The sequence below is a fragment of the Enterobacter cloacae complex sp. BZL2005 genome (assembly GCF_049238885.1).
Lineage (GTDB): Bacteria > Pseudomonadota > Gammaproteobacteria > Enterobacterales > Enterobacteriaceae > Enterobacter > Enterobacter roggenkampii.
This window is the reverse complement of sequence record NZ_JBMKGI010000007.1, coordinates 183,165-203,815: the sequence shown is the minus strand read 5'-3', so window position 1 is coordinate 203,815 and position 20,651 is coordinate 183,165. Positions and strand designations below refer to the sequence as shown.

Genomic DNA, 20,651 nt, shown 5'->3' with positions numbered 1-20,651 from the left:
CATCCGCATAGTGCACTGGGTTATCGCTCGCCACGGGAATATCTGCGGCAGCAGGCCAGTAATGGGTTAAGTGATAACAGGTGTCTGGAAATATAGGGGCAAATCCACTACCCTAATGCCCGCTGCGCTGCGTGATACTCGCCGCATGAACCAGTTTGTCTCTATTGCCGCCGCCGTGGCGGGCCTGTTATTTGGACTGGATATTGGCGTCATTGCCGGTGCATTGCCCTTTATTACCGATCACTTTACCCTGAGCAGCCGCCTGCAGGAGTGGGTGGTCAGCAGCATGATGCTCGGCGCGGCCATCGGCGCGCTGTTCAACGGCTGGCTCTCGTTTCGCCTGGGGCGCAAATACAGCCTGATGGCCGGAGCGGTTCTGTTTGTCGCCGGCTCCATTGGCTCCGCGTTTGCCGCAAACGTTGAGGTTCTGCTGCTTTCCCGCGTGCTGCTGGGCGTGGCGGTGGGGATTGCCTCCTACACGGCGCCGCTTTATCTCTCCGAAATGGCGAGCGAGAACGTGCGCGGAAAGATGATCAGCATGTATCAGCTGATGGTCACGCTGGGTATTGTGCTGGCGTTTCTGTCTGACACCTACTTCAGCTACAGCGGCAACTGGCGCGCAATGCTTGGCGTGCTGGCGCTGCCAGCGGTGGTGCTGATTGTTTTAGTGATTTTCCTGCCGAACAGCCCGCGCTGGCTGGCACAAAAAGGGCGCCACGTGGAGGCGGAAGAGGTGCTGCGTATGCTGCGCGATACCTCCGAAAAAGCCCGCGAAGAGCTGAACGAGATCCGCGAAAGCCTGAAGCTCAAGCAGGGGGGCTGGGCGCTGTTTAAAATCAACCGCAACGTGCGCCGGGCGGTCTTCCTCGGCATGCTGCTGCAGGCGATGCAGCAGTTCACCGGCATGAACATCATCATGTACTACGCGCCGCGCATTTTCAAAATGGCCGGGTTCACCACAACCGAACAGCAGATGATCGCCACCCTGGTGGTCGGGCTGACCTTCATGTTTGCCACCTTTATTGCCGTATTCACCGTGGACAAGGCGGGCCGCAAACCGGCGCTGAAAATTGGCTTCAGCGTGATGGCGCTCGGCACGCTGATCCTCGGCTACTGCCTGATGCAGTTTGATAACGGCACGGCTTCCAGCGGACTCTCCTGGCTTTCTGTCGGGATGACCATGATGTGTATCGCAGGCTACGCGATGAGCGCCGCGCCGGTGGTGTGGATCCTGTGCTCCGAAATTCAGCCGCTCAAATGCCGCGACTTTGGCATCACCTGTTCCACGACCACCAACTGGGTATCGAACATGATCATCGGCGCGACCTTCCTGACGCTGCTGGACGCGATTGGTGCAGCGGGGACGTTCTGGCTCTATACGGTGCTGAACGTGGCATTTATTGGCGTCACGTTCTGGCTGATACCAGAAACCAAAGGCGTGACGCTGGAACACATCGAGCGCAAGCTGATGGCCGGGGAGAAACTGCGGAACATCGGCGTGTGATCGTATTGCCTGTCTACGTATTCCAGCGTATGCAGGCGATTACGGATATTGGTTTAACAAGGCGCTGAACAGAGCGCCTTTTTTTATTGGCACCGGTTGTGTTAAAAGAAGAAATCAACGAAAAGGAGGGATGATGAAAACGATCGGCCTGTTAGGTGGAATGAGCTGGGAATCGACAATCCCTTATTATCGCCTGATTAACGAAGGGGTGAAGCAGCGTTTGGGTGGTCTGCATTCCGCAAGCCTGCTGCTGCACAGCGTGGATTTTCATGAAATCGAAGCCTGCCAGTCGAGCGGCGAGTGGGATAAAGCCGGGGCGATCCTGGCCCAGGCGGCGCTGGGGCTAGAGCGGGCTGGGGCCGAGGGGATATTGCTTTGTACCAATACCATGCACAAAGTGGCATCGCATATTGAGAACCGCTGCTCGCTGCCGTTCCTGCATATCGCTGACGCGACCGGGCGTGCAATTGCGGCATCCGGGATGCGCCGCGTAGCGCTGCTGGGCACGCGCTACACTATGGAGCAGGATTTCTATCGCGGGCGTTTGCGCAGCGAGTTTGGGATCGAAAGCCTGATCCCTGAAGAAGAGGACCGGGCGCGCATCAATCAGATTATTTTTGACGAGCTCTGTCTCGGCACCTTCAGCGAAACCTCCCGCGCCTTCTACGTCAGCGTCATCGAAAAACTCGCGCAGCAGGGGGCTGAAGGGGTGATCTTCGGCTGCACGGAGATCGGTTTGCTGGTACCCGTTGAGCGAAGCCCTCTTCCGGTATTTGATACCACCGCTATTCATGCTGCGGATGCCGTGGCGTTTATGCTGTCATAATGGGTCCTGCAGGTCAGGTAAGCGAAGCGCCACCTGACGCGCGTGCTCCATGACGTGTTCGGTGAAAGCATCCACCAGCGCGGAAGCCGGACGGTGTAGCGGACGGATAAGGTTTACGGTGAACGGGACGGACACGCTAAAGCGGCGGATGACGATCCCGCTTCCCGCATAATCCAGCGCCGTGAGCGGATTCACCACCGCGACGCCGACGCCGGCACGCACCATCGCGCAAATCGAGGCCGCGCTGTGCGTTTCCACCGCCATTCGCCGTTTTACCTGATGCTCGGCAAACAGGGTATCCAGCAGCTGTCTGTAACTGTCGGTCTGCGACAGGCTGATGTAGTTTTCCCCGTGGAAATCCTCCGGCGTGAGCACCGCCTTACCGGCAAGCCGATGCCCGGCGGGCAGAACGCACACTTCATCTAACGAGAGCAGCTCCGTGCGCGCCGTGCCCGCTGGGGTGGTGAGGGTTTCGGTTAGCCCTAAATCATGGCGCTGAGCCGAAAGCCACTCTTCAAGCAGGGGAGATTCCTGCGGCACGATGGTGAGGCTGACCTCCGGGTATCGGGCCAGAAAGGGTTGCAGCAGCATCGGCAAAAAGGATTGCGAAAAGACGGGCAGGCAGACAATCGACAGCTCGCCCTGGCGAAACTCGCGCAGGCTTTCCGCGGCGCTCACGATTCTGTCCAGCCCGTACCAGGAGCGCTGAACTTCCTCAAACAGGCGTAACCCTTGTACAGTCGGGTGAAGCCTGCCCCGGGTGCGTTCGAATAGCTTCAACCCCAGCACTTTCTCGAAGCGCGCCAGCTCGCGGCTCACCGTCGGCTGCGAGGTATGCAGCATCTGTGCGGCTTCGGTGAGATTGCCGGTGGTCATCACGGCGTGAAAAATCTCGATATGGCGTAAATTGACGGCGGGCATAGGGCACCTGAAAGCAGAGAACTGTCCATATCATTTTTGCATAGACTCGCGATAAAACGATATTTTTTATTCTCCTTGCGCTGTGGCGTAATCATCAAAACGTATTTATCCGGAGAAGACCATGCCACGCCCGCTGAACCAGACTGATACCGATTTGAACGCCGACAACCTGCTGCGCCTGCCTGCCGAGTTTGGCTGTCCGGTGTGGGTCTACGACGCGCAGATCGTCCGCGAGAAGATCGCCGCCCTGCATCAGTTCGACGTGGTGCGTTTTGCCCAGAAGGCCTGCTCCAATATTCATATTCTGCGCCTGATGCGCGAGCAGGGCGTGAAGGTTGACTCCGTTTCACTCGGCGAAATCGAGCGCGCGCTGGTAGCCGGATACGATCCGAAAGCCGACAGCGACGCGATCGTCTTTACTGCCGATGTGATCGACGATGCGACGCTGGCGCGCGTTCACGAACTGCAGATCCCGGTAAATGCCGGTTCTGTGGATATGCTCGAGCAGCTCGGTCAGGTTTCTCCCGGCCACCGCGTCTGGCTGCGCGTGAACCCGGGCTTTGGTCATGGCCACAGCCAAAAAACCAATACCGGCGGCGAAAACAGCAAGCACGGGATCTGGTATGCCGACATGCCTGCCGCGCTGGAGGTGTTACAGCGCTACAACCTGAAGCTGGTGGGCATTCATATGCACATTGGCTCTGGGGTGGATTACGGCCACCTGGAACAGGTGTGCGGCGCGATGGTGCGTCAGGTTGTCGACTTCGGTCAGGATCTGGAGGCGATCTCTGCGGGCGGTGGTCTCTCCATTCCTTATCGCGAAGGGGAAGAGGCGATCGATACCGATCACTATTACGGTCTGTGGAGCGCCGCGCGCGATCAAATTGCCGCGCATCTGGGCCACGCGGTGAAGCTGGAAATTGAGCCGGGTCGTTTCCTGGTGGCGGAAGCCGGCGTGCTGGTTTCGCAGGTCCGCAGCGTGAAAGAGATGGGGTCTCGCCACTTCGTCTTGATTGATGCAGGCTTTAACGACCTGATGCGTCCGTCCATGTACGGCAGCTATCACCACATTACCGCCCTGGCTGCCGACGGCCGCGATTTAACGCAGGCGCCGCGCGTTGAGACGGTCGTTGCGGGGCCGCTGTGCGAATCGGGTGACGTGTTTACCCAGCAGGAGGGCGGCAAAGTGGAAACCCGCGCGCTGCCAGAGGTCAAACCGGGTGATTATCTTGTGCTGCACGACACCGGTGCCTACGGGGCGTCTATGTCCTCTAACTACAATAGCCGCCCGCTGCTGCCGGAAGTGCTGTTTGATAATGGCAAGGCGCGGCTGATACGCCGTCGCCAGACCATTCAGGAACTGCTGGCTTTAGAACTCATCTGATGAAAGTACGGCCCCGTTGTGACCGAATCGCGTAACACCAGCGTGCCGGTAAACGGCGGGATGGCATCGACCGGCTGGTTTCTTGCCAGCCGGATCGCCTGATCGATGGCGGTGACAATCATATTGTCGATGGGCAGATAAACCGACGAGAGCGCAGGCTCCAGCCATTTCGCGCTTGGGGCATCGTCAAAGCCGAACAGGGAGATATCCTGCGGGATTTTCAGCCCCGCCTGGTGCAACGCTTTGGACGCACCCAGCGCCATATCGTCGTTACAGGCAAACAGGGCGCTAAACGGTACTCCGTCGGCAATCAATTCCTTGCAAAGCTCGTATCCCCGCGTCATTCCTGCATCGCCGTACTTTATCCGACGCTCGTCCAGACGGATACCGTGCTTTTCCAGCGCCTTGCGATAGCCCATCAGCCGCGCTTTACCCGTGGGAGTGTGGATCGGGACGGTGATACAGGCGATCTCCCGATGGCCCTGGCCGATCAGGTAATCCACGGCCTTGAATGCGGCATCCTGCTGTTCGAAGAACACGCAGCGATCCGGCGCCTGGCTCACTTCACGGTTAATGACCACCAGCGGCGTTTTCACGGTGTTCATCAGTTTGACGATCGCTTTTTCGCTCATGTAGCGCGTGTAAAGCACGATGGCGTCGCACTGGCGATCGGCCAGCATCTGCACCGCCTGCTCTTCCTGTTCCGGCGCGTCGTGACCGTCGGTGACGATCAGCTGTTTCCCGTGAGTTTCGGTCTGCCGCGACGCCTGCTGGAGAAGGCGGCCAAAATAAAAGCCGTCAAAGGTCGAGACGACCAGACCAATGCTGTTGCTGGTCTGGTTAGCCAGCGAGCGCGCGAGAAAGTTCGGGCGATAGCCCAGCTCTTCCATCGCAGCAAACACCTGCTGACGCGTACTCTCTTTTACCTGACCTGTGCCGTTCAGCACGCGCGATACCGTGGCCTTCGACACGCCCGCGCGCAGTGATACATCCAGCATTGTTGCCATTCTATATTCCTGCTTCCACGTAACGATCTGCAGTTTACCACAGAGCTTATGCCGTATAAGCGATGCGGGAAGCGCAAAAACTCTGCCACGATCACGCTTTTTGGTAACGATTCGTCCGGCCAGCCTGAAGTCAAACTCAATAGCCTGACTCTGGTAAGATAATCACCGAACCGGGCTGGAGCATCAGGCCAGTAAATACATGAGAAAATGCAGGTGAAACATGAATAAGGCTGTCATCCTCCCGCTTTACAAGGCGCCACACTTCGCAGAGCAGGTTACTGACTGGATCTGGCAGGCCTTTGGCGAAGGGCTTCCTCGGGAATTTTTCCACAGTATTGTTGAGCACAGCCAGACGCCGGGGGCATTACCATTGACGTTTATTGCCGTTGAAGGCGAACAGCTTCTCGGCACGGTGGGACTCTGGCGCTGCGATTTGATCACCCGTCAGGATCTCTGTCCGTGGCTGGCGGCGCTCTACGTTGACGACGCGGCGCGAGGCAAAGGGCTGGCGGGGCAGCTTCAGCAGCATGTTATCGCTTACGCCGCGCAGTCCGGGTATGAGGAGCTCCATCTCTGGTCTGCCTGCCGCGACTTCTACGAACGTTACGGCTGGCAGTATATCGGTGATGGGCTGGAATACCCCAACACGCGGGTGCACCTCTACCGTTATTCGCTCTGCGCTTCTGCAGGCGACGCAACGGAGTGACGACGGACCAGCGTCGGGCTAAACAGATGGGTAATTTCCGGCGGCTGGCGCTGTTCAGCCAGCGCTAGCGCCAGCTCGGCGGCCTGCGTTGCCATGGTGATGATCGGGTAGCGCACGGTGGTCAGACGCGGGCGAACGTAGCGGGAGACCAGCACGTCATCGAAGCCAATCAGCGAAATTTCCGCCGGTACCTCAATTCCGTTGTCATTCAACACCCCCATTGCCCCTGCGGCCATAGAGTCGTTATAGCTGGCAACCGCCGTGAAATTCCGTCCGCGGCCCAGCAGTTCGGTCATGGCCTGTTCACCGCCGCTCTCGTCCGGTTCACCGTAGGCCACCAGACGGTCATTACACGGCAGCCCGTTTTCACGCAGGGCATCGTAGTAGCCCTGCAGACGGTCTTCCGCATCAGAAATGGGGTGATTGGAACAGAGATAGCCAATCCGGGTATGGCCCTGCTGAATCAGGTGCCGCGTGGCAAGCCAGGCGCCGTAGCGGTCGTCGAGCGCCACGCAGCGTTTCTCAAAGCCGGGAATGATACGGTTGATAATCACCATTCCGGGCATCTGCTTCATCAGGTGAATCAGTTCGGCATCCGGGATCATTTTAGCGTGAACCACCAGCGCCGCGCAGCGGTGGCGGATCAGTTGCTCGATAGCCTGGCGTTCCTTTTGTTCGTTATGATAGCCATTGCCGATCAGCAAAAAATTGCCTGTCTGATAGGAAACCTGTTCAACCGCTTTCACCATGGCGCCGAAAAAAGGATCAGAAACATCGCCCACCACCAGACCAATCGTTTCTGTGGACTGCTGGGCGAGCGCGCGAGCGTTGGCATTGGGATGATAATTCAGGGATTCCATGGCGCTTTGTACCGCCTGACGTGATGCGTCACTGGCCTTTGGTGAATCATTAATCACGCGCGAGACGGTTGCCACCGACACGCCAGCCAGACGGGCCACATCCTTTATTGTCGCCATTCATTACCTTCTTATTGGGGGTAAGCGTTTACACACCAAATAGTGTTGCGGAAAAGCGGCGTGCATTCAAGGGGAGCGGATTTCCGCTCTCCACAAACGTGACGCAGCACACCCCTGGCGGTGTAATCGTTACACGCCCAGTCATGTCTGAAAAATGTGAATCTGAACCTTTAGTTACACTTTGCCTCAGGCTGTTGCGATTGTCCGATAGCAAGGGTGTTAAAGAGGTTGATACAGTTGAGATCCCAGAGGTATTGATTGGTGAGAATTCTTAGTACGGTTTCGTACTCATCTCTTGCACCAACCTGCGCGGATGCGCAGGTTTTTTTTCGCCTCCACTTTTGCTGTCGCTCCCTTATCACTTCTCGTGTAATCTGCCACCATTTACTAATAACCCTCCACACTGGCTGGCAAAGGGAGTTGAGATGCTATTTGGGTTCTTCCGTACGCTTTTCCGTATTCTTTTTCGCATCCGCATCACTGGCGACACCCGGGCGCTTAGCGGCGAACGCGTTTTGATCACACCAAACCATGTTTCCTTTATAGACGGCATCCTGCTGGCGCTGTTTTTGCCCGTGCGTCCGGTGTTTGCGGTGTATACCTCCATCAGCCAGCAGTGGTACATGCGCTGGCTCTCGCCGCTGATTGATTTTGTGCCGCTCGACCCGACAAAGCCGATGATGATTAAGCATCTGGTACGTCTGGTCGAGCAGGGGCGCCCGGTGGTCATTTTCCCTGAAGGACGGATCTCCGTGACCGGTTCGCTGATGAAAATCTACGACGGCGCGGGGTTTGTTGCGGCGAAGTCAAAAGCGACCGTGGTGCCGCTGCGTATTGAAGGCGCGGAGCTGACCCATTTCAGCCGTCTGAAGGGGCTGGTGAAGCAGCGTCTGTTCCCCAAAATCACGCTGCATATCCTGCCGCCAACGTCATTACCGATGCCCGACGCGCCGCGTGCCCGCAATCGCCGTAAAATCGCCGGGGAAATGTTGCATCAGATCATGATGGAAGCGCGTATGGCCGTGCGCCCGCGCGAAACGCTCTACGAATCCCTGCTTTCCGCGCAGTACCGCTATGGCGCGAAGAAAAACTGCATCGAAGACATTAACTTTACTCCGGATACCTATCGCAAGCTGCTGACCAAAACCCTGTTTGTGGGGCGTATTCTGGAGAAGTACAGCAAAAAGGGCGAAAAGATTGGCCTGATGCTGCCTAACGCGGGCATCAGCGCGGCGGTGATTTTCGGTGCGGTTTCCCGGGGCCGTATTCCGGCGATGATGAACTACACGGCGGGCGTGAAGGGGCTGACCAGCGCGATAACCGCTGCGCAAATCAATACCGTATTCACCTCCCGCCAGTTCCTGGACAAAGGCAAGCTCTGGCATCTTCCCGAGCAGCTCACTCAGGTGCGCTGGGTCTTCCTGGAAGATCTGAAAGCGGACGTGACCACCGGCGACAAGCTGTGGATTTTTGCGCATCTGCTGATGCCGCGTCTGGCCCAGGTCAAACAGCAGCCGGAAGATGACGCGATTATCCTCTTCACGTCGGGTTCTGAAGGCAACCCAAAAGGCGTCGTCCACAGCCACAAGAGCATTCTGGCAAACGTTGAGCAGATCAAAAGCATTGCCGACTTTACCGCGAACGACCGGTTTATGTCGGCGTTGCCGCTGTTCCACTCCTTTGGCCTGACGGTGGGGCTGTTTACCCCGCTGCTGACCGGCGCTGAAGTGTTCCTCTATCCCAGCCCACTGCATTACCGCATCGTGCCGGAACTGGTGTATGACCGTAACTGCACCGTGCTGTTCGGGACCTCTACCTTCCTGGGGAACTATGCGCGTTTTGCCAATCCGTATGACTTCTATCGCGTGCGGTACGTGGTGGCTGGCGCAGAAAAACTGCAGGAGAGCACGCGGCAGATCTGGCAGGACAAGTTTGGCCTGCGCATCCTCGAAGGCTATGGCGTGACCGAGTGTGCGCCCGTGGTCTCGATTAACGTGCCGATGGCGGCGAAACCGGGAACGGTTGGCCGCATTCTGCCGGGGATGGACGCGCGTCTGCTGGCGGTGCCGGGCATAGAGGACGGCGGCCGTCTGCAGCTGAAAGGGCCAAACGTGATGAACGGGTATCTGCGCGTGGAAAACCCAGGCGTGCTGGAAGCGCCGACGGCGGAGAACGTCAACGGCGAGGTTGAAACCGGCTGGTACGACACCGGTGATATTGTCCGCTTTGATGAACAAGGCTTTGTACAGATCCAGGGACGCGCGAAACGCTTCGCCAAAATCGCCGGTGAAATGGTCTCTCTGGAAATGGTGGAGCAACTGGCGACAGCCGTGTCCGCCGAGAAGATGCACGCCACCGTCGTGAAGAGCGATGCCAGCAAAGGTGAGGCGCTGGTACTGTTTACGACCGACAGTGAGCTTAAGCGCGACAGATTACTGAGCTATGCACGCGAACACGGTATTCCTGAACTGGCCGTGCCGCGCGATATTCGCTACCTGAAACAGCTCCCGGTGCTGGGCAGCGGGAAGCCCGATTTCGTGACCCTGAAAGGCATGGTTGAAGAGGCGGAACAGCAAAATGCGTGAGTCAGTACACACTAACACTTCACTCAGGTCGAAAGGCATGATGGCCGTCATTGCCGCGCAGTTTCTCTCTGCGTTCGGCGATAACGCGCTGCTGTTTGCCACGCTGGCGCTGCTGAAAGCCGAGTTTTACCCCGACTGGAGTCAGCCGATCCTGCAGATGGTGTTTGTGGGCGCTTACATTATCTTTGCCCCGTTTGTGGGACAGGTGGCGGACAGTTTCCCGAAAGGCCGGGTGATGATGTTTGCCAACGGCCTCAAGCTGCTGGGTGCCGCCAGCATTTGCTTTGGCTTCAATCCGTTTATTGGCTACACGCTGGTGGGCATTGGAGCCGCCGCCTACTCCCCGGCGAAGTACGGCATTCTCGGCGAGTTGACCACCGGGGATAAGCTGGTGAAAGCCAATGGTCTGATGGAGTCATCCACTATTGCCGCTATCCTGATTGGCTCCGTTGCGGGCGGCGTGCTGGCCGACTGGCATGTGTTGGCGGCACTGGGCGTGTGTGCAGTGGTGTATGGCGGGGCGGTCGTGGCGAACCTGTTTATTCCGAAGCTGCCTGCGGCTCGCCCGGGTCAATCCTGGCGATTTAAACCGATGACCGGCAGTTTCTTTACCGCCTGCCGCGTGCTGTGGCATAACGGTGAGACGCGTTTCTCCCTGATGGGGACCAGCATGTTCTGGGGCGCGGGCGTCACGCTGCGCTTCTTGCTGGTTCTGTGGGTGCCGGTGGCGCTGGGCATTACTGATAATTCGACGCCAACCTATCTTAATGCGATGGTGGCCATCGGCATTGTGGTTGGGGCGGGCGCGGCGGCGAAGCTGGTCACGCTGGAGACGGTCGCACGCTGCATGCCCGCAGGGATCCTGATTGGCGTTGTGGTGCTTATCTTCTCGCTGCAGCATGCGTTATTGCCCGCGTATGCTCTCCTCATCCTGATTGGTATTCTGGGGGGCTTCTTCGTGGTGCCGCTGAATGCGTTACTGCAGGAGCGGGGCAAGCAGACCGTCGGGGCAGGCAATGCCATTGCGGTACAAAACCTGGGTGAAAACCTGGCGATGCTGTTAATGCTGGGGCTCTACTCGCTGGCGGTAAAAGTGGGTGTGCCGGTGGTGGGGATTGGCGTCGGGTTTGGCGGGCTGTTTGCGATTGCGATTGCGAGCTTGTGGATGTGGCAACGTCGCCGTTGATATCTGGCCGGGTGGCGGCTTCGCCTTACCCGGCCTACGTTTGCGCACCTGCAGGCCCGGTAAGCGTAGCGCCACCGGGCAAAAGTATCAGGCTACGGTGCAGGATAAGTATAAACCTGGTGCACCGCTTCAATCTCCGCTAACACCTCTTCACTCAGGTTCAGATGGAAACTCTCAATATTGGTTTTCAGCTGTTCCATCGTGGTTGCGCCCAGCAGGGTACTGGCAACAAACGGCTGACGACGCACGAAGGCCAGCGCCATCTGCGCAGGGTCAAGACCGTGACGCTTCGCGATATCCACATAGGCGGCAACGGCTTTCTGCGTCTGCTCGCCGCTGTAGCGGGTAAAGCGGCTAAAGAGGGTATTACGCGCACCGGCCGGTTTCGCACCGTTCAGGTATTTCCCCGTCAGCGTGCCGAAGCCGAGACAGGAGTAAGCGAGCAGCTCCACCTCTTCATACTGCGTCACTTCGGCCAGACCCACTTCATAGCTGCGGTTAAGCAGGCTGTACGGGTTCTGGATAGTCACGATACGCGGCAGATCGTGCTTATCCGCCAGGTGTAGATAGCGCATGACCCCAAAGGCCGTTTCGTTAGACACGCCAATGTAGCGGATTTTTCCCGCACGCTGGCATTCGGTCAGCGCTTCCAGCGTTTCCAGTAGCGTCACGGTGGGGGCGCTCTCATTCCAGCTGTAGCCGAGCTTACCAAAGCAGTTGGTTGACCGCTGCGGCCAGTGCACCTGGTAGAGGTCGAGATAGTCGGTTTGCAGACGCTTGAGGCTGGCATCCAGCGCGGCGCGGATATTTTTGCGATCGAGGATCTGGTTCGGGCGGATCCCGGTATCGTTGTTGCGCGCGGGGCCACTGACTTTGGAGGCAATTACCAGCTTTTCACGGTTGCCGCGTTTTGCCAGCCAGTTACCGACGTAGGTTTCGGTAAGTCCCTGCGTCTCAGGACGTGGCGGAACAGGGTACATCTCTGCGACATCAATCAGGTTAATGCCCTGGCTGACGGCGTAATCGAGTTGTGCATGGGCATCGGCTTCGCTGTTTTGTTCACCAAATGTCATCGTGCCCAACCCAAGTTGGCTAATTTCCAGAGCGCTGTGGGGGATACGGTGATAATGCATAGCCGGCTTCCTCAGTAGACTTATAGACCGCGTCAGGCCGTGCCCGACAAAGGAATATAAACATGGCAGAGGGGAAGCAAAAGGGGAAGAAAAAAATCAAAAAGGCCAGCAAGCGACTGACCTCTCTCTGTTTATCGCTCGATAATTTGCGAGACTTCGTCGCGATTGATCTGCATTTTATTGCCTTCCTGGTCGCGGTAGCTGACCAGACCGGTATCATCGTCGACTTCGGGTTTGCCGTCGGTCAGGATCATTTGACCATCTTTTGTCGCCATGACGTAATCGCTGCTACAGCCCGATACAGCAAACGCTAAACCGACTGCTGACACTAACACTGCCCATTTTTTCATCGTTATCGTCCTCATCTGGCTTGTATCAAATCATAATCTAGTATTAACCCGATATAGCGACTTGAGGAAGCGGTAAAATCTTAAAAAGCAGTCGATTATGTTCGAGAGCTCTCAAAATAAGTAAAAAACTATGTTTTCAACAGGAAATGACGTGCAAGTAGTGCACCGGTGAAATTCTTTTTGAGATAAAAACCGCGCGGCAACGTCAGGATAGGCTCGCCCTGCGCGCCGATTGCCTCGGTAAGTGCTTTACTGTTGGCCGCTTTCGGACGCAGCTGTAATACTTCTCCGTGTCGGGCGGTGATACGCTCTACCTGCCCAAGCACAATCATGTCCATCAGTTCCTCCCAGTCCAGACGCAGCTGATGCTCCTCATCCTCGTCAGGGCTCCAGAGCAGCGGCGCGCCAACGCGACGGTCAGCCAGGGGGATCTGACGCTCACCCTCAACCGGTACCCACAGTACGCGCTTCAGCTTGTGGCGAACGTGGCTGGTTTCCCAGGTTACGCCGGTATTGCCGGTTAATGGCGCAACGCAGACGAAGGTGGTTTCAAGCGGCTTGCCCTGGCGGTCTACTGGGATGGTTTTTAACTCCACGCCAAGGGCTGCAAAATCCTGCTCGGGTTTGCTCCCTGCGCTGGCACCCAGCCACAGCTCCAGCAGCATACCGATCCAGCCTTTATCCCGCTTCAGATCCTTTGGGATCGGAAGCCCGGCCATTGCCGCCAGCTCGCCAAGCGAAAAGCCAGCCAGACGCTGTGCCTGCAGTAGCAACTGGCTCTCGCTGGACGGTGGTGAGAGCAAGGGTGTAAGCGGGTGCATGACGGTAACCTTTTGATTAAAAAATAAACGAAGAAAATGTCCCCTGTGGATAGAGTTTAACTATTTCTGTACCAATATGACATCTCTATGATTTATAGGATTTTTTATTGGTCTGAAATCGTTCCGCCTGGGTGAGAAAACCGGTTGTTCAAATCTGGTCACTGACAATGAACAGGATCTTACACCATGTTATCCACAGAAAAATGGGATAACTGGGCATAACCCTGACTACTGTTTCCATTTACAGCCTTGACGTGCGATGAAAATCGAATTTTCAAACAAATTGTGACTAACTTATTGGCACAATCTGTGGATAAAACCGACGCTGTTCGATCTTTCATCAGTGCGACGATCCCTGATGTGACGATCGTCACGCTAATCAGTTTTTTGTTTATCTCAATGCGTATAACAATATGAAAATAATCATATTAATGGAGTGGGGTATAAAAAGACGTTTTGTGGTGCTTGAGGTTGTTCATCGGTAATCAGACACTTCTTCACAACTATATCCACAGAAAAGGTGAATAAAATTCCCTTTGCTGTCTCATATCTGTTTATAACTCCGCACATATTTGTGAGTTATTCAATTGTTATTAGCTTGCAGGCCTGTAAGAGAGTGGTTTACCGCCTCCCTGTAGTGTGAAACAATCATTCATATATAAGGTTTAGTTTGGGGTAGTCCGGTGATTGATGACGATGGCTACCGCCCAAACGTAGGAATAGTAATTTGTAATCGTCAGGGCCAGGTGATGTGGGCCCGTCGATATGGTCAGCACTCCTGGCAGTTCCCGCAAGGCGGGATCAATCCTGGAGAGTCCCCAGAACAAGCGATGTACCGGGAGCTTTTTGAAGAGGTCGGTTTGAGCCGAAAAGATGTTCGCATCCTGGCTTCGACCCGCAACTGGTTGCGTTACAAGTTACCGAAACGTTTGGTGCGTTGGGACACAAAGCCGGTTTGTATCGGCCAGAAACAGAAGTGGTTTCTGTTGCAGTTGGTGGGCAACGATTCAGACATCAATATGCAAACCAGCAGTACGCCGGAGTTCGATGGCTGGCGCTGGGTGAGCTATTGGTATCCTGTTCGTCAGGTCGTGTCATTTAAGCGCGATGTTTACCGTAGGGTGATGAAAGAGTTTGCAAGTGTGGTGATGCAGCTTCAGGAGATCCCGCCTAAGCCGCAGAGCGCACCTGCCTGGCGACGTAAAAGAGGTTAAGCTACGCAAATCATGCTCACCCGCTTGCGAGAAATAGTCGAGAAGGTGGCCAGCGCGCCGCGTCTGAACGAGGCGCTGAATATTCTGGTCACCGACATCTGTCTTGCGATGGAGACCGAGGTCTGTTCGGTGTATCTGGCCGACCACGATCGGCGCTGCTATTACCTGATGGCGACCCGTGGTTTGAAAAAACCGCGTGGACGCACCGTAACGCTCGCATTTGATGAGGGTATCGTGGGTCTGGTTGGGCGACTGGCTGAACCCATTAACCTTGCTGACGCGCAAAAACACCCCAGCTTTAAATACATTCCTTCCGTAAAAGAAGAGCGCTTCCGCGCTTTCCTTGGCGTGCCGATTATCCAGCGTCGCCAGCTGCTCGGCGTGCTGGTTGTCCAGCAGCGTGAGCTACGTCAGTACGACGAAAGCGAGGAGTCATTCCTCGTCACGCTTGCCACGCAGATGGCGGCGATCCTCTCCCAGTCTCAGCTTGCCGCGCTCTTTGGCCAGTATCGCCATACGCGCATTCGTGCCCTTCCGGCCTCGCCAGGCGTGGCGATTGCTGAAGGCTGGATGGATGCCACGCTGCCGCTCATGGAGCAGGTTTACGAAGCCTCAACGCTTGATGAAGCGCTGGAGCGCGAGCGTCTTACCGCCGCGCTGGAAGAGGCCGCGAATGAATTTCGTCGCTACAGCAAGCGCTTTGCCGCAGGCGCGCAAAAAGAGACGGCGGCCATCTTTGACCTCTATTCGCACCTGCTTTCCGATGCGCGCCTGCGCCGTGAGCTTTTTGCGGAAGTGGATAAAGGCTCGGTCGCGGAGTGGGCGGTTAAGAAGGTCATCGAAAAATTTGCCGATCAATTTGCGGCACTGACCGACGGTTACCTGAAAGAGCGCGCAGGCGATCTGCGCGCCCTGGGGCAGCGCCTGCTGTTCCATCTTGATGACACCATTCAGGGGCCTAACGCCTGGCCAAAACGGTTTGTTCTGGTCGCCGATGAACTCTCAGCAACGACGCTGGCTGAACTGCCGCAGGACAGGCTGGCTGGTGTGGTGGTGCGCGATGGTGCCGCCAACTCGCACGCCGCCATTATGGTGCGCGCGCTGGGTATCCCTACCGTTATGGGGGCGGACATTCAGCCGTCGGTGCTTCATCGCCGTACGCTGGTGGTCGACGGCTATCGCGGTGAGCTACTGGTCGATCCTGAGCCGGTTCTGCTCCAGGAATACCAGCGTCTTATCAGCGAAGAGAATGAATTAAGCAAGCTGGCGGAAGATGACGTTAACCTGCCCGCCCAGCTTAAGAGCGGTGAGCGGATCAAAGTCATGCTCAACGCCGGTTTAAGCCCTGAGCATGAAGAGAAGCTGGGCAGCCGCATCGACGGCATTGGCCTGTACCGCACTGAAATCCCGTTCATGCTGCAAAGCGGTTTCCCCTCTGAAGAGGAGCAGGTGGCGCAGTATCAGGGCATGCTGCAGATGTTTAACGACAAACCTGTCACCCTGCGAACCCTGGACGTCGGGGCGGATAAACAGCTGCCCTATATGCCGATCAGCGAAGAAAACCCGTGCCTGGGCTGGCGTGGGATCCGCATTACGCTCGATCAGCCGGAGATCTTCCTGATCCAGGTGCGCGCGATGCTCCGCGCCAACGCGGCGACGGGCAATCTCAGCATCCTGCTGCCGATGGTCACCAGCATCGATGAGATCGACGAAGCGCGTCGGTTGATCGAACGTGCAGGCCGTGAAGTGGAAGAGATGATCGGTTATGCGATTCCGAAACCGCGGATCGGCGTCATGCTTGAAGTGCCGTCTATGGTCTTTATGCTGCCGCAGCTGGCGAACCGGGTTGATTTTATCTCTGTCGGCACGAACGACCTGACGCAATATATTCTGGCCGTCGACCGTAACAACACCCGCGTCGCCAGTATCTATGACAGCCTGCATCCGGCGATCATTCGCGCCTTAGCGATGATTGCCCGTGAAGCGGAGCAGTACGGCATTGATTTACGCCTGTGCGGTGAAATGGCCGGGGACTCCATGTGCGTTGCGATCCTGATTGGTCTGGGATATCGCCATCTGTCGATGAACGGTCGCGCTGTTGCCCGCGTGAAGTATCTGTTGCGGCATATTGACATCAATGATGCCCGCGAGCTGGCTGAACGTAGCCTTGAGGCGCAGCTGGCTGCTGAGGTTCGCCACCAGGTCGCGGCGTTTATGGAACGACGCGGTATGGGCGGTCTGATCCGCGGCGGCCGCTAAAGCCTCTCTCCCTCTCCCTGTGGGAGAGGGCACCAGCGCGCATAAAACCCTATACACATCTTTTACATCTCGGGCGCATCCTCCGCGCCCGCCTTGTGCTATGATTCGCAACTTTGGAGCCTCTGCTTACGGCAGAATCGCATTTCTACCGCTGTCCACTTTCAGCGGAATAACAACATCTTGTGGTGACAGATGAACAGTGGTTATCTGCATTTTCCGGAATTTGATCCGGTCATTTTCTCAGTAGGACCTGTTTCGCTTCACTGGTACGGTCTGATGTACCTGGTGGGCTTCATTTTTGCCATGTGGCTCGCTGGCCGTCGCGCCAGCCGTCCTGGCAGCGGCTGGACTAAAAACGAAGTTGAAAACCTGCTCTATGCGGGCTTCCTCGGCGTGTTCCTGGGTGGCCGTATTGGGTATGTGCTGTTCTATAACTTCCCGGTATTCCTGAATGACCCTCTCTATCTGTTCCGCGTCTGGGACGGCGGCATGTCCTTCCACGGCGGCCTGATTGGGGTGATCCTGGTGATGGTGATTTTTGCCAAACGCACCAAACGCAACTTCTTCCAGGTGTCAGATTTCATCGCACCGCTGATCCCGTTTGGTCTCGGCGCTGGTCGTCTGGGCAACTTCATCAACGGTGAGCTGTGGGGGCGTGTCGACCCGAGCGTTTCCTTTACCATGCTGTTCCCGGGGTCGCGCGCGGAAGACATGGCGCTGTTGCCGTCGCACCCTGAGTGGCAGTCCATTTTCGATACCTACGGCGTGCTGCCGCGCCATATGTCCCAGCTGTACGAGCTGGCGCTGGAAGGCGTGGTGCTGTTTATCATCCTCAACCTGTTTATCCGCAAACCGCGCCCGATGGGGGCTGTCTCCGGCTTGTTCCTGATTGGCTATGGCGCGTTCCGCATCATCGTCGAATTCTTCCGCCAGCCGGACGCCCAGTTTACCGGCGAGTGGGTACAGTACATCAGCATGGGGCAGATCCTCTCCATTCCGATGATTGTCGCGGGTGCCATTATGATGATTTGGGCGTATCGTCGTCGTCCACAGCAACAACTTTCCTGAGGAACCATGAAACAGTATCTTGAATTGATGAAAAAAGTGCTCGATGAGGGCACGCCGAAAAATGACCGCACCGGTACCGGTACGCTCTCCATTTTTGGCCACCAGATGCGCTTCAACCTGCAAGAAGGCTTCCCGCTGGTGACGACAAAGCGCTGCCACCTGCGCTCGATCATTCATGAACTGCTCTGGTTCCTGCAAGGCGATACTAACGTTGCGTATCTGCACGAAAATAACGTCTCCATCTGGGACGAATGGGCAGACGAGAACGGCAACCTGGGCCCCGTTTACGGCAAGCAGTGGCGCGCATGGCCCACGCCTGATGGCCGCCATATTGACCAGATCACCACCGTGATGAACCAGCTGAAAAACGATCCGGACTCGCGCCGCATCATCGTTTCCGCCTGGAACGTTGGCGAGCTGGATAAAATGGCGCTGGCGCCGTGCCACGCGTTCTTCCAGTTCTATGTCGCTGACGGCAAGCTCTCCTGCCAGCTCTACCAGCGCTCCTGTGACGTGTTTCTCGGCCTGCCGTTTAACATTGCCAGCTATGCGCTGTTAGTTCACATGATGGCGCAGCAGTGCGACCTGGAAGTGGGTGATTTCGTCTGGACCGGTGGGGATACCCATCTCTACAGCAACCATATGGAACAGACGCATCTCCAGCTAACCCGCGAACCGCGTGCGCTGCCGAAGCTGATTATCAAACGCAAACCGGCATCCATCTTCGACTACCGCTTTGAAGATTTCGAGATTGAGGGCTACGACCCGCACCCGGGCATCAAAGCGCCTGTTGCGATCTGATGCGGTAAAGCCTGACATAACCGGTGCTCTTTAGCGCCGGTTTTTTTTCGCCTTTCTCCCGTTTCCCGAAGCGCTATCCAGAAAGCGTGCAACGCGCTGCAACCCTCCTAATGCTGCGGATAACGCCTCGCAAAACGATAATCCGATGCTCGTCATGTTCACGGCGCTTCGCCACACTCCCGGTATGAAAAAAGAGAACGGTTTTACGCTTATCGAAATGCTGGTCGCTGTTTCGCTTGTCGTCATCCTCAGCGCTTCAGGTCTGTACGGCTGGGACAGCTGGCAACGGCATCAGCGGCTGTGGCAAACCGCCAGTCAGGTGCGAGATTACCTGCTGTTTCTGCGCAACCATGCCAACCGCCACAACCGCGACCATCAAATCACCCGTCAGCGGGTTGGCGACAGGGACTGTCTGGTGAGCTCTGCCGTGCAGGGCTGTGAGAAGGACAGCCCCTTTGTGCTGCTCCCCCTCTGGCCTGAGGTCGCGATCGGCGAGGTCACGCCGTCGCTGGGGTTCTATGGATTACGGGATACGGCATGGGCAGGGCGGATACGCGTTCAAAGTCGTGCCGGAGACTGGCTGATTATCGTTTCAGACGGAGGGCGCATCAGGATGTGTAAGGTCTCCGAGGGAGGACAATGTCGATGAGACAGGGCGGCTTTTCGCTTACCGAAGTGCTGATTGCTACGGTCATCAGCAGCCTGTTATTGATAAGCACATCGCGCTTTTTACCCGGATTACAGCGGGCGGTATTACTGCAATCTACCCAGCGAGAGCTGGAAGAAGAGATCTGGCAACGCCTGTTCGCCCTCGGCAAACAGCTTCAGCGTGCAGGGTACTGCGCGGGAAATTGCCAGGGACAGGCGCTGACGATCGGCAGGCAGGGGCGCTGCATCATTGCGCGGTGGGATGCCAACAGTAACGGCTACTGGGATAGCAGCGCGTCAGAAAATGACAGCACTGGTTTTCGTCTGGAATCGGGGGCGCTGGAAACCCTGCGTGGCGCGACGTCGTGTGAAGGAAAAGGGTGGGAAAAGCTCACGGACCCGGACAGGCTTGCGATAGCACACTTTGTGGTGAGGAGAGTCGAACATGCCGGTTTTGCGCCAGAGCTGAATATCGAACTGGCCGCGAGGCGTAAAGATGAAAAAGGGGAACCCTGGCAGGCGTTGTATACGGTCACGGGGTACAACCTGTGAATCGTCAACGCGGCATATCTTCGCTGGCGTTGGTTCTGCTTTTACTGGTGCTCGGTACTTTGATCCTGACGGGCCTCAATCAGCAGCTCACAACGTTCAGTGCGCTCGTCGGCGGTGAGAGCCGCTCGCTTCAGCAGCAGGCGACGGTTCAGTCCGCGCTTGAGTGGGGACGTGTTCAGCGCTGGGCGTCAGCGCCACCAGTCCAGTGCAAAACGACATCGGCATGGCGGGTGTGTTTGCGTCAGCTGAGCGAGGCGCGGGTACTGCTGATAGCCGGCGGCAACGACCTGCTGCTCTGGCGCAGGGGAGAGATCGTCGACGGGATAGTGCGCTTTTCGCCTCACGGCTGGAGCGATTTTTGCCCCCTTAAGGAGAGTGCGTTATGTCAGCTGCCGTGAGCAGAGAAAAAGGGTTTAGCATGGTTGAGGTCCTGCTGGCGATGATGCTGCTGGTGGTGGTCGTGACGGCACTGTCGGGGTATCACCGGGCGCTGGCGGCGCGGTTCACCGTGTTTAATCAGTATCGCCAGCTCTGGCACCATGCCTGGAACCAGTCTCAGCTCTCAACAAATGTTCTCCCGGCAGGCTGGCAGGCCAGTCGGGGGCAGACAACGCTCGCAGGATGTGTCAGCATCACGGTTACACTTATTTCTCCTCTGGGTCGGCGCGGTGAGTTAACGCGTCTGCATTGCCCGGTTAGCCAGTAGTCG

Annotated in this window: 20 protein-coding genes; 14 read left to right on the top strand and 6 right to left on the bottom strand. The window is 56.9% G+C overall.

The annotated features are described in order from the left end of the window. The first annotated feature begins 115 nt into the window (after positions 1-115). Both ACOTXI_RS14715 and ACOTXI_RS14710 read left to right on the top strand, forming a co-directional pair. Positions 116-1,504, top strand: a complete 1,389-nt coding sequence (locus tag ACOTXI_RS14715; RefSeq protein WP_421633943.1) for a sugar porter family MFS transporter — start codon at positions 116-118, stop codon at positions 1,502-1,504. 133 nt (positions 1,505-1,637) lie between these two features. Further along, positions 1,638-2,330, top strand: coding sequence for an aspartate/glutamate racemase (locus ACOTXI_RS14710; RefSeq protein ID WP_008499677.1), 693 nt, complete (start codon positions 1,638-1,640; stop codon positions 2,328-2,330). Here the strand turns inward: ACOTXI_RS14710 and ACOTXI_RS14705 are convergent. Continuing rightward, the gene (locus ACOTXI_RS14705; protein WP_058653956.1) at positions 2,325-3,251 is read right to left on the bottom strand and encodes a LysR family transcriptional regulator; all 927 of its coding nucleotides are present in this window, start codon (positions 3,249-3,251) and stop codon (positions 2,325-2,327) included. The two genes, ACOTXI_RS14710 and ACOTXI_RS14705, sit on opposite strands and share 6 nt — an antisense overlap. 121 nt (positions 3,252-3,372) lie before the next feature. On the opposite strand from ACOTXI_RS14705, the gene lysA reads away from it, so the two are divergent. Further along, positions 3,373-4,635 (top strand): diaminopimelate decarboxylase, encoded by a 1,263-nt coding sequence (lysA, locus tag ACOTXI_RS14700; RefSeq protein ID WP_008499675.1) that lies wholly within the window; start codon positions 3,373-3,375, stop codon positions 4,633-4,635. On the opposite strand, the gene ACOTXI_RS14695 is transcribed toward lysA, so the two are convergent. Further along, a complete protein-coding gene (locus tag ACOTXI_RS14695; RefSeq protein WP_008499674.1) occupies positions 4,605-5,642 on the bottom strand; it encodes a LacI family DNA-binding transcriptional regulator in 1,038 nt (345 codons plus the stop codon). The genes lysA and ACOTXI_RS14695 overlap by 31 nt on opposite strands. Positions 5,643-5,862: 220 nt before the next feature. Between ACOTXI_RS14695 and ACOTXI_RS14690 the strand changes: the two genes are divergently transcribed. Beyond that, positions 5,863-6,348, top strand: coding sequence for a GNAT family N-acetyltransferase (locus ACOTXI_RS14690; RefSeq protein ID WP_008499673.1), 486 nt, complete (start codon positions 5,863-5,865; stop codon positions 6,346-6,348). Here the strand turns inward: ACOTXI_RS14690 and galR are convergent. Continuing rightward, positions 6,309-7,325, bottom strand: a complete 1,017-nt coding sequence (galR, locus tag ACOTXI_RS14685) for an HTH-type transcriptional regulator GalR (RefSeq protein WP_021242019.1) — start codon at positions 7,323-7,325, stop codon at positions 6,309-6,311. The two genes, ACOTXI_RS14690 and galR, sit on opposite strands and share 40 nt — an antisense overlap. A 425-nt stretch (positions 7,326-7,750) precedes the next feature. On the opposite strand from galR, the gene aas reads away from it, so the two are divergent. Together aas and lplT are read left to right on the top strand one after the other, a co-directional pair. Continuing rightward, positions 7,751-9,910, top strand: a complete 2,160-nt coding sequence (gene aas, locus ACOTXI_RS14680) for a bifunctional acyl-ACP--phospholipid O-acyltransferase/long-chain-fatty-acid--ACP ligase (RefSeq protein ID WP_058653955.1) — start codon at positions 7,751-7,753, stop codon at positions 9,908-9,910. Continuing rightward, on the top strand, positions 9,903-11,096 hold the full coding sequence (lplT, locus tag ACOTXI_RS14675; RefSeq protein ID WP_058653954.1) for a lysophospholipid transporter LplT: 1,194 nt from the start codon (positions 9,903-9,905) through the stop codon (positions 11,094-11,096). The genes aas and lplT overlap by 8 nt, the downstream gene beginning before the upstream one ends. A 92-nt stretch (positions 11,097-11,188) precedes the next feature. Here lplT and ACOTXI_RS14670 read toward each other — a convergent pair whose 3' ends face one another. The 3 genes from ACOTXI_RS14670 to mutH form a co-directional block, all read right to left on the bottom strand. Beyond that, positions 11,189-12,229 (bottom strand): NADP(H)-dependent aldo-keto reductase, encoded by a 1,041-nt coding sequence (locus tag ACOTXI_RS14670; RefSeq protein WP_023294476.1) that lies wholly within the window; start codon positions 12,227-12,229, stop codon positions 11,189-11,191. A 131-nt stretch (positions 12,230-12,360) separates the two neighbouring features. Next, positions 12,361-12,579 carry a YgdI/YgdR family lipoprotein gene (locus ACOTXI_RS14665; protein WP_058653953.1) on the bottom strand — a complete coding sequence of 73 codons (219 nt, stop codon included), beginning with the start codon at positions 12,577-12,579 and terminating at the stop codon, positions 12,361-12,363. A 128-nt stretch (positions 12,580-12,707) separates the two neighbouring features. Beyond that, positions 12,708-13,400 (bottom strand): DNA mismatch repair endonuclease MutH, encoded by a 693-nt coding sequence (mutH, locus tag ACOTXI_RS14660; RefSeq protein WP_021242015.1) that lies wholly within the window; start codon positions 13,398-13,400, stop codon positions 12,708-12,710. A 683-nt stretch (positions 13,401-14,083) separates the two neighbouring features. On the opposite strand from mutH, the gene rppH reads away from it, so the two are divergent. The 8 genes from rppH to ACOTXI_RS14620 all read left to right on the top strand — a co-directional run bounded on the left by rppH (position 14,084) and on the right by ACOTXI_RS14620 (position 20,648). After that, a complete protein-coding gene (gene rppH / locus ACOTXI_RS14655) occupies positions 14,084-14,614 on the top strand; it encodes an RNA pyrophosphohydrolase (protein WP_013098553.1) in 531 nt (176 codons plus the stop codon). 12 nt (positions 14,615-14,626) lie between these two features. Next, positions 14,627-16,873 (top strand): phosphoenolpyruvate--protein phosphotransferase, encoded by a 2,247-nt coding sequence (ptsP, locus tag ACOTXI_RS14650; RefSeq protein WP_008499665.1) that lies wholly within the window; start codon positions 14,627-14,629, stop codon positions 16,871-16,873. A 192-nt stretch (positions 16,874-17,065) separates the two neighbouring features. Further along, positions 17,066-17,941: a prolipoprotein diacylglyceryl transferase gene (lgt, locus tag ACOTXI_RS14645; protein ID WP_008499664.1), complete on the top strand. Its 876-nt coding sequence runs from the start codon at positions 17,066-17,068 to the stop codon at positions 17,939-17,941. A 6-nt stretch (positions 17,942-17,947) separates the two neighbouring features. Continuing rightward, positions 17,948-18,742: a thymidylate synthase gene (thyA, locus tag ACOTXI_RS14640; RefSeq protein ID WP_008499663.1), complete on the top strand. Its 795-nt coding sequence runs from the start codon at positions 17,948-17,950 to the stop codon at positions 18,740-18,742. Positions 18,743-18,926: 184 nt separating this feature from the next. Further along, positions 18,927-19,391, top strand: a complete 465-nt coding sequence (locus ACOTXI_RS14635; RefSeq protein ID WP_032622705.1) for a prepilin peptidase-dependent protein — start codon at positions 18,927-18,929, stop codon at positions 19,389-19,391. Continuing rightward, complete coding sequence (locus ACOTXI_RS14630; protein WP_032622690.1) at positions 19,382-19,942, top strand: prepilin peptidase-dependent protein; 561 nt, start codon at positions 19,382-19,384, stop codon at positions 19,940-19,942. Before ACOTXI_RS14635 ends, ACOTXI_RS14630 begins: the two co-directional genes overlap by 10 nt. Then, positions 19,939-20,340: a DUF2509 family protein gene (locus ACOTXI_RS14625; protein ID WP_021242011.1), complete on the top strand. Its 402-nt coding sequence runs from the start codon at positions 19,939-19,941 to the stop codon at positions 20,338-20,340. The genes ACOTXI_RS14630 and ACOTXI_RS14625 overlap by 4 nt, the downstream gene beginning before the upstream one ends. Then, on the top strand, positions 20,325-20,648 hold the full coding sequence (locus ACOTXI_RS14620) for a prepilin-type N-terminal cleavage/methylation domain-containing protein (protein ID WP_008499660.1): 324 nt from the start codon (positions 20,325-20,327) through the stop codon (positions 20,646-20,648). Before ACOTXI_RS14625 ends, ACOTXI_RS14620 begins: the two co-directional genes overlap by 16 nt. Positions 20,649-20,651 lie beyond the last annotated feature (3 nt).

Bases quoted from the DNA above. Each gene is read 5' to 3' on its own strand.
- ACOTXI_RS14715 (WP_421633943.1), top strand. From the start codon at position 116: ATGCCCGCTGCGCTGCGTGATACTCGCCGCATGAACCAGTTTGTCTCT.
- ACOTXI_RS14710 (WP_008499677.1), top strand. From the start codon at position 1,638: ATGAAAACGATCGGCCTGTTAGGTGGAATGAGCTGGGAATCGACAATC.
- ACOTXI_RS14705 (WP_058653956.1), bottom strand. From the start codon at position 3,251: ATGCCCGCCGTCAATTTACGCCATATCGAGATTTTTCACGCCGTGATG.
- lysA (WP_008499675.1), top strand. From the start codon at position 3,373: ATGCCACGCCCGCTGAACCAGACTGATACCGATTTGAACGCCGACAAC.
- ACOTXI_RS14695 (WP_008499674.1), bottom strand. From the start codon at position 5,642: ATGGCAACAATGCTGGATGTATCACTGCGCGCGGGCGTGTCGAAGGCC.
- ACOTXI_RS14690 (WP_008499673.1), top strand. From the start codon at position 5,863: ATGAATAAGGCTGTCATCCTCCCGCTTTACAAGGCGCCACACTTCGCA.
- galR (WP_021242019.1), bottom strand. From the start codon at position 7,325: ATGGCGACAATAAAGGATGTGGCCCGTCTGGCTGGCGTGTCGGTGGCA.
- aas (WP_058653955.1), top strand. From the start codon at position 7,751: ATGCTATTTGGGTTCTTCCGTACGCTTTTCCGTATTCTTTTTCGCATC.
- lplT (WP_058653954.1), top strand. From the start codon at position 9,903: ATGCGTGAGTCAGTACACACTAACACTTCACTCAGGTCGAAAGGCATG.
- ACOTXI_RS14670 (WP_023294476.1), bottom strand. From the start codon at position 12,229: ATGCATTATCACCGTATCCCCCACAGCGCTCTGGAAATTAGCCAACTT.
- ACOTXI_RS14665 (WP_058653953.1), bottom strand. From the start codon at position 12,579: ATGAAAAAATGGGCAGTGTTAGTGTCAGCAGTCGGTTTAGCGTTTGCT.
- mutH (WP_021242015.1), bottom strand. From the start codon at position 13,400: ATGCACCCGCTTACACCCTTGCTCTCACCACCGTCCAGCGAGAGCCAG.
- ptsP (WP_008499665.1), top strand. From the start codon at position 14,627: ATGCTCACCCGCTTGCGAGAAATAGTCGAGAAGGTGGCCAGCGCGCCG.
- lgt (WP_008499664.1), top strand. From the start codon at position 17,066: ATGAACAGTGGTTATCTGCATTTTCCGGAATTTGATCCGGTCATTTTC.
- thyA (WP_008499663.1), top strand. From the start codon at position 17,948: ATGAAACAGTATCTTGAATTGATGAAAAAAGTGCTCGATGAGGGCACG.
- ACOTXI_RS14635 (WP_032622705.1), top strand. From the start codon at position 18,927: ATGAAAAAAGAGAACGGTTTTACGCTTATCGAAATGCTGGTCGCTGTT.
- ACOTXI_RS14630 (WP_032622690.1), top strand. From the start codon at position 19,382: ATGTCGATGAGACAGGGCGGCTTTTCGCTTACCGAAGTGCTGATTGCT.
- ACOTXI_RS14620 (WP_008499660.1), top strand. From the start codon at position 20,325: ATGTCAGCTGCCGTGAGCAGAGAAAAAGGGTTTAGCATGGTTGAGGTC.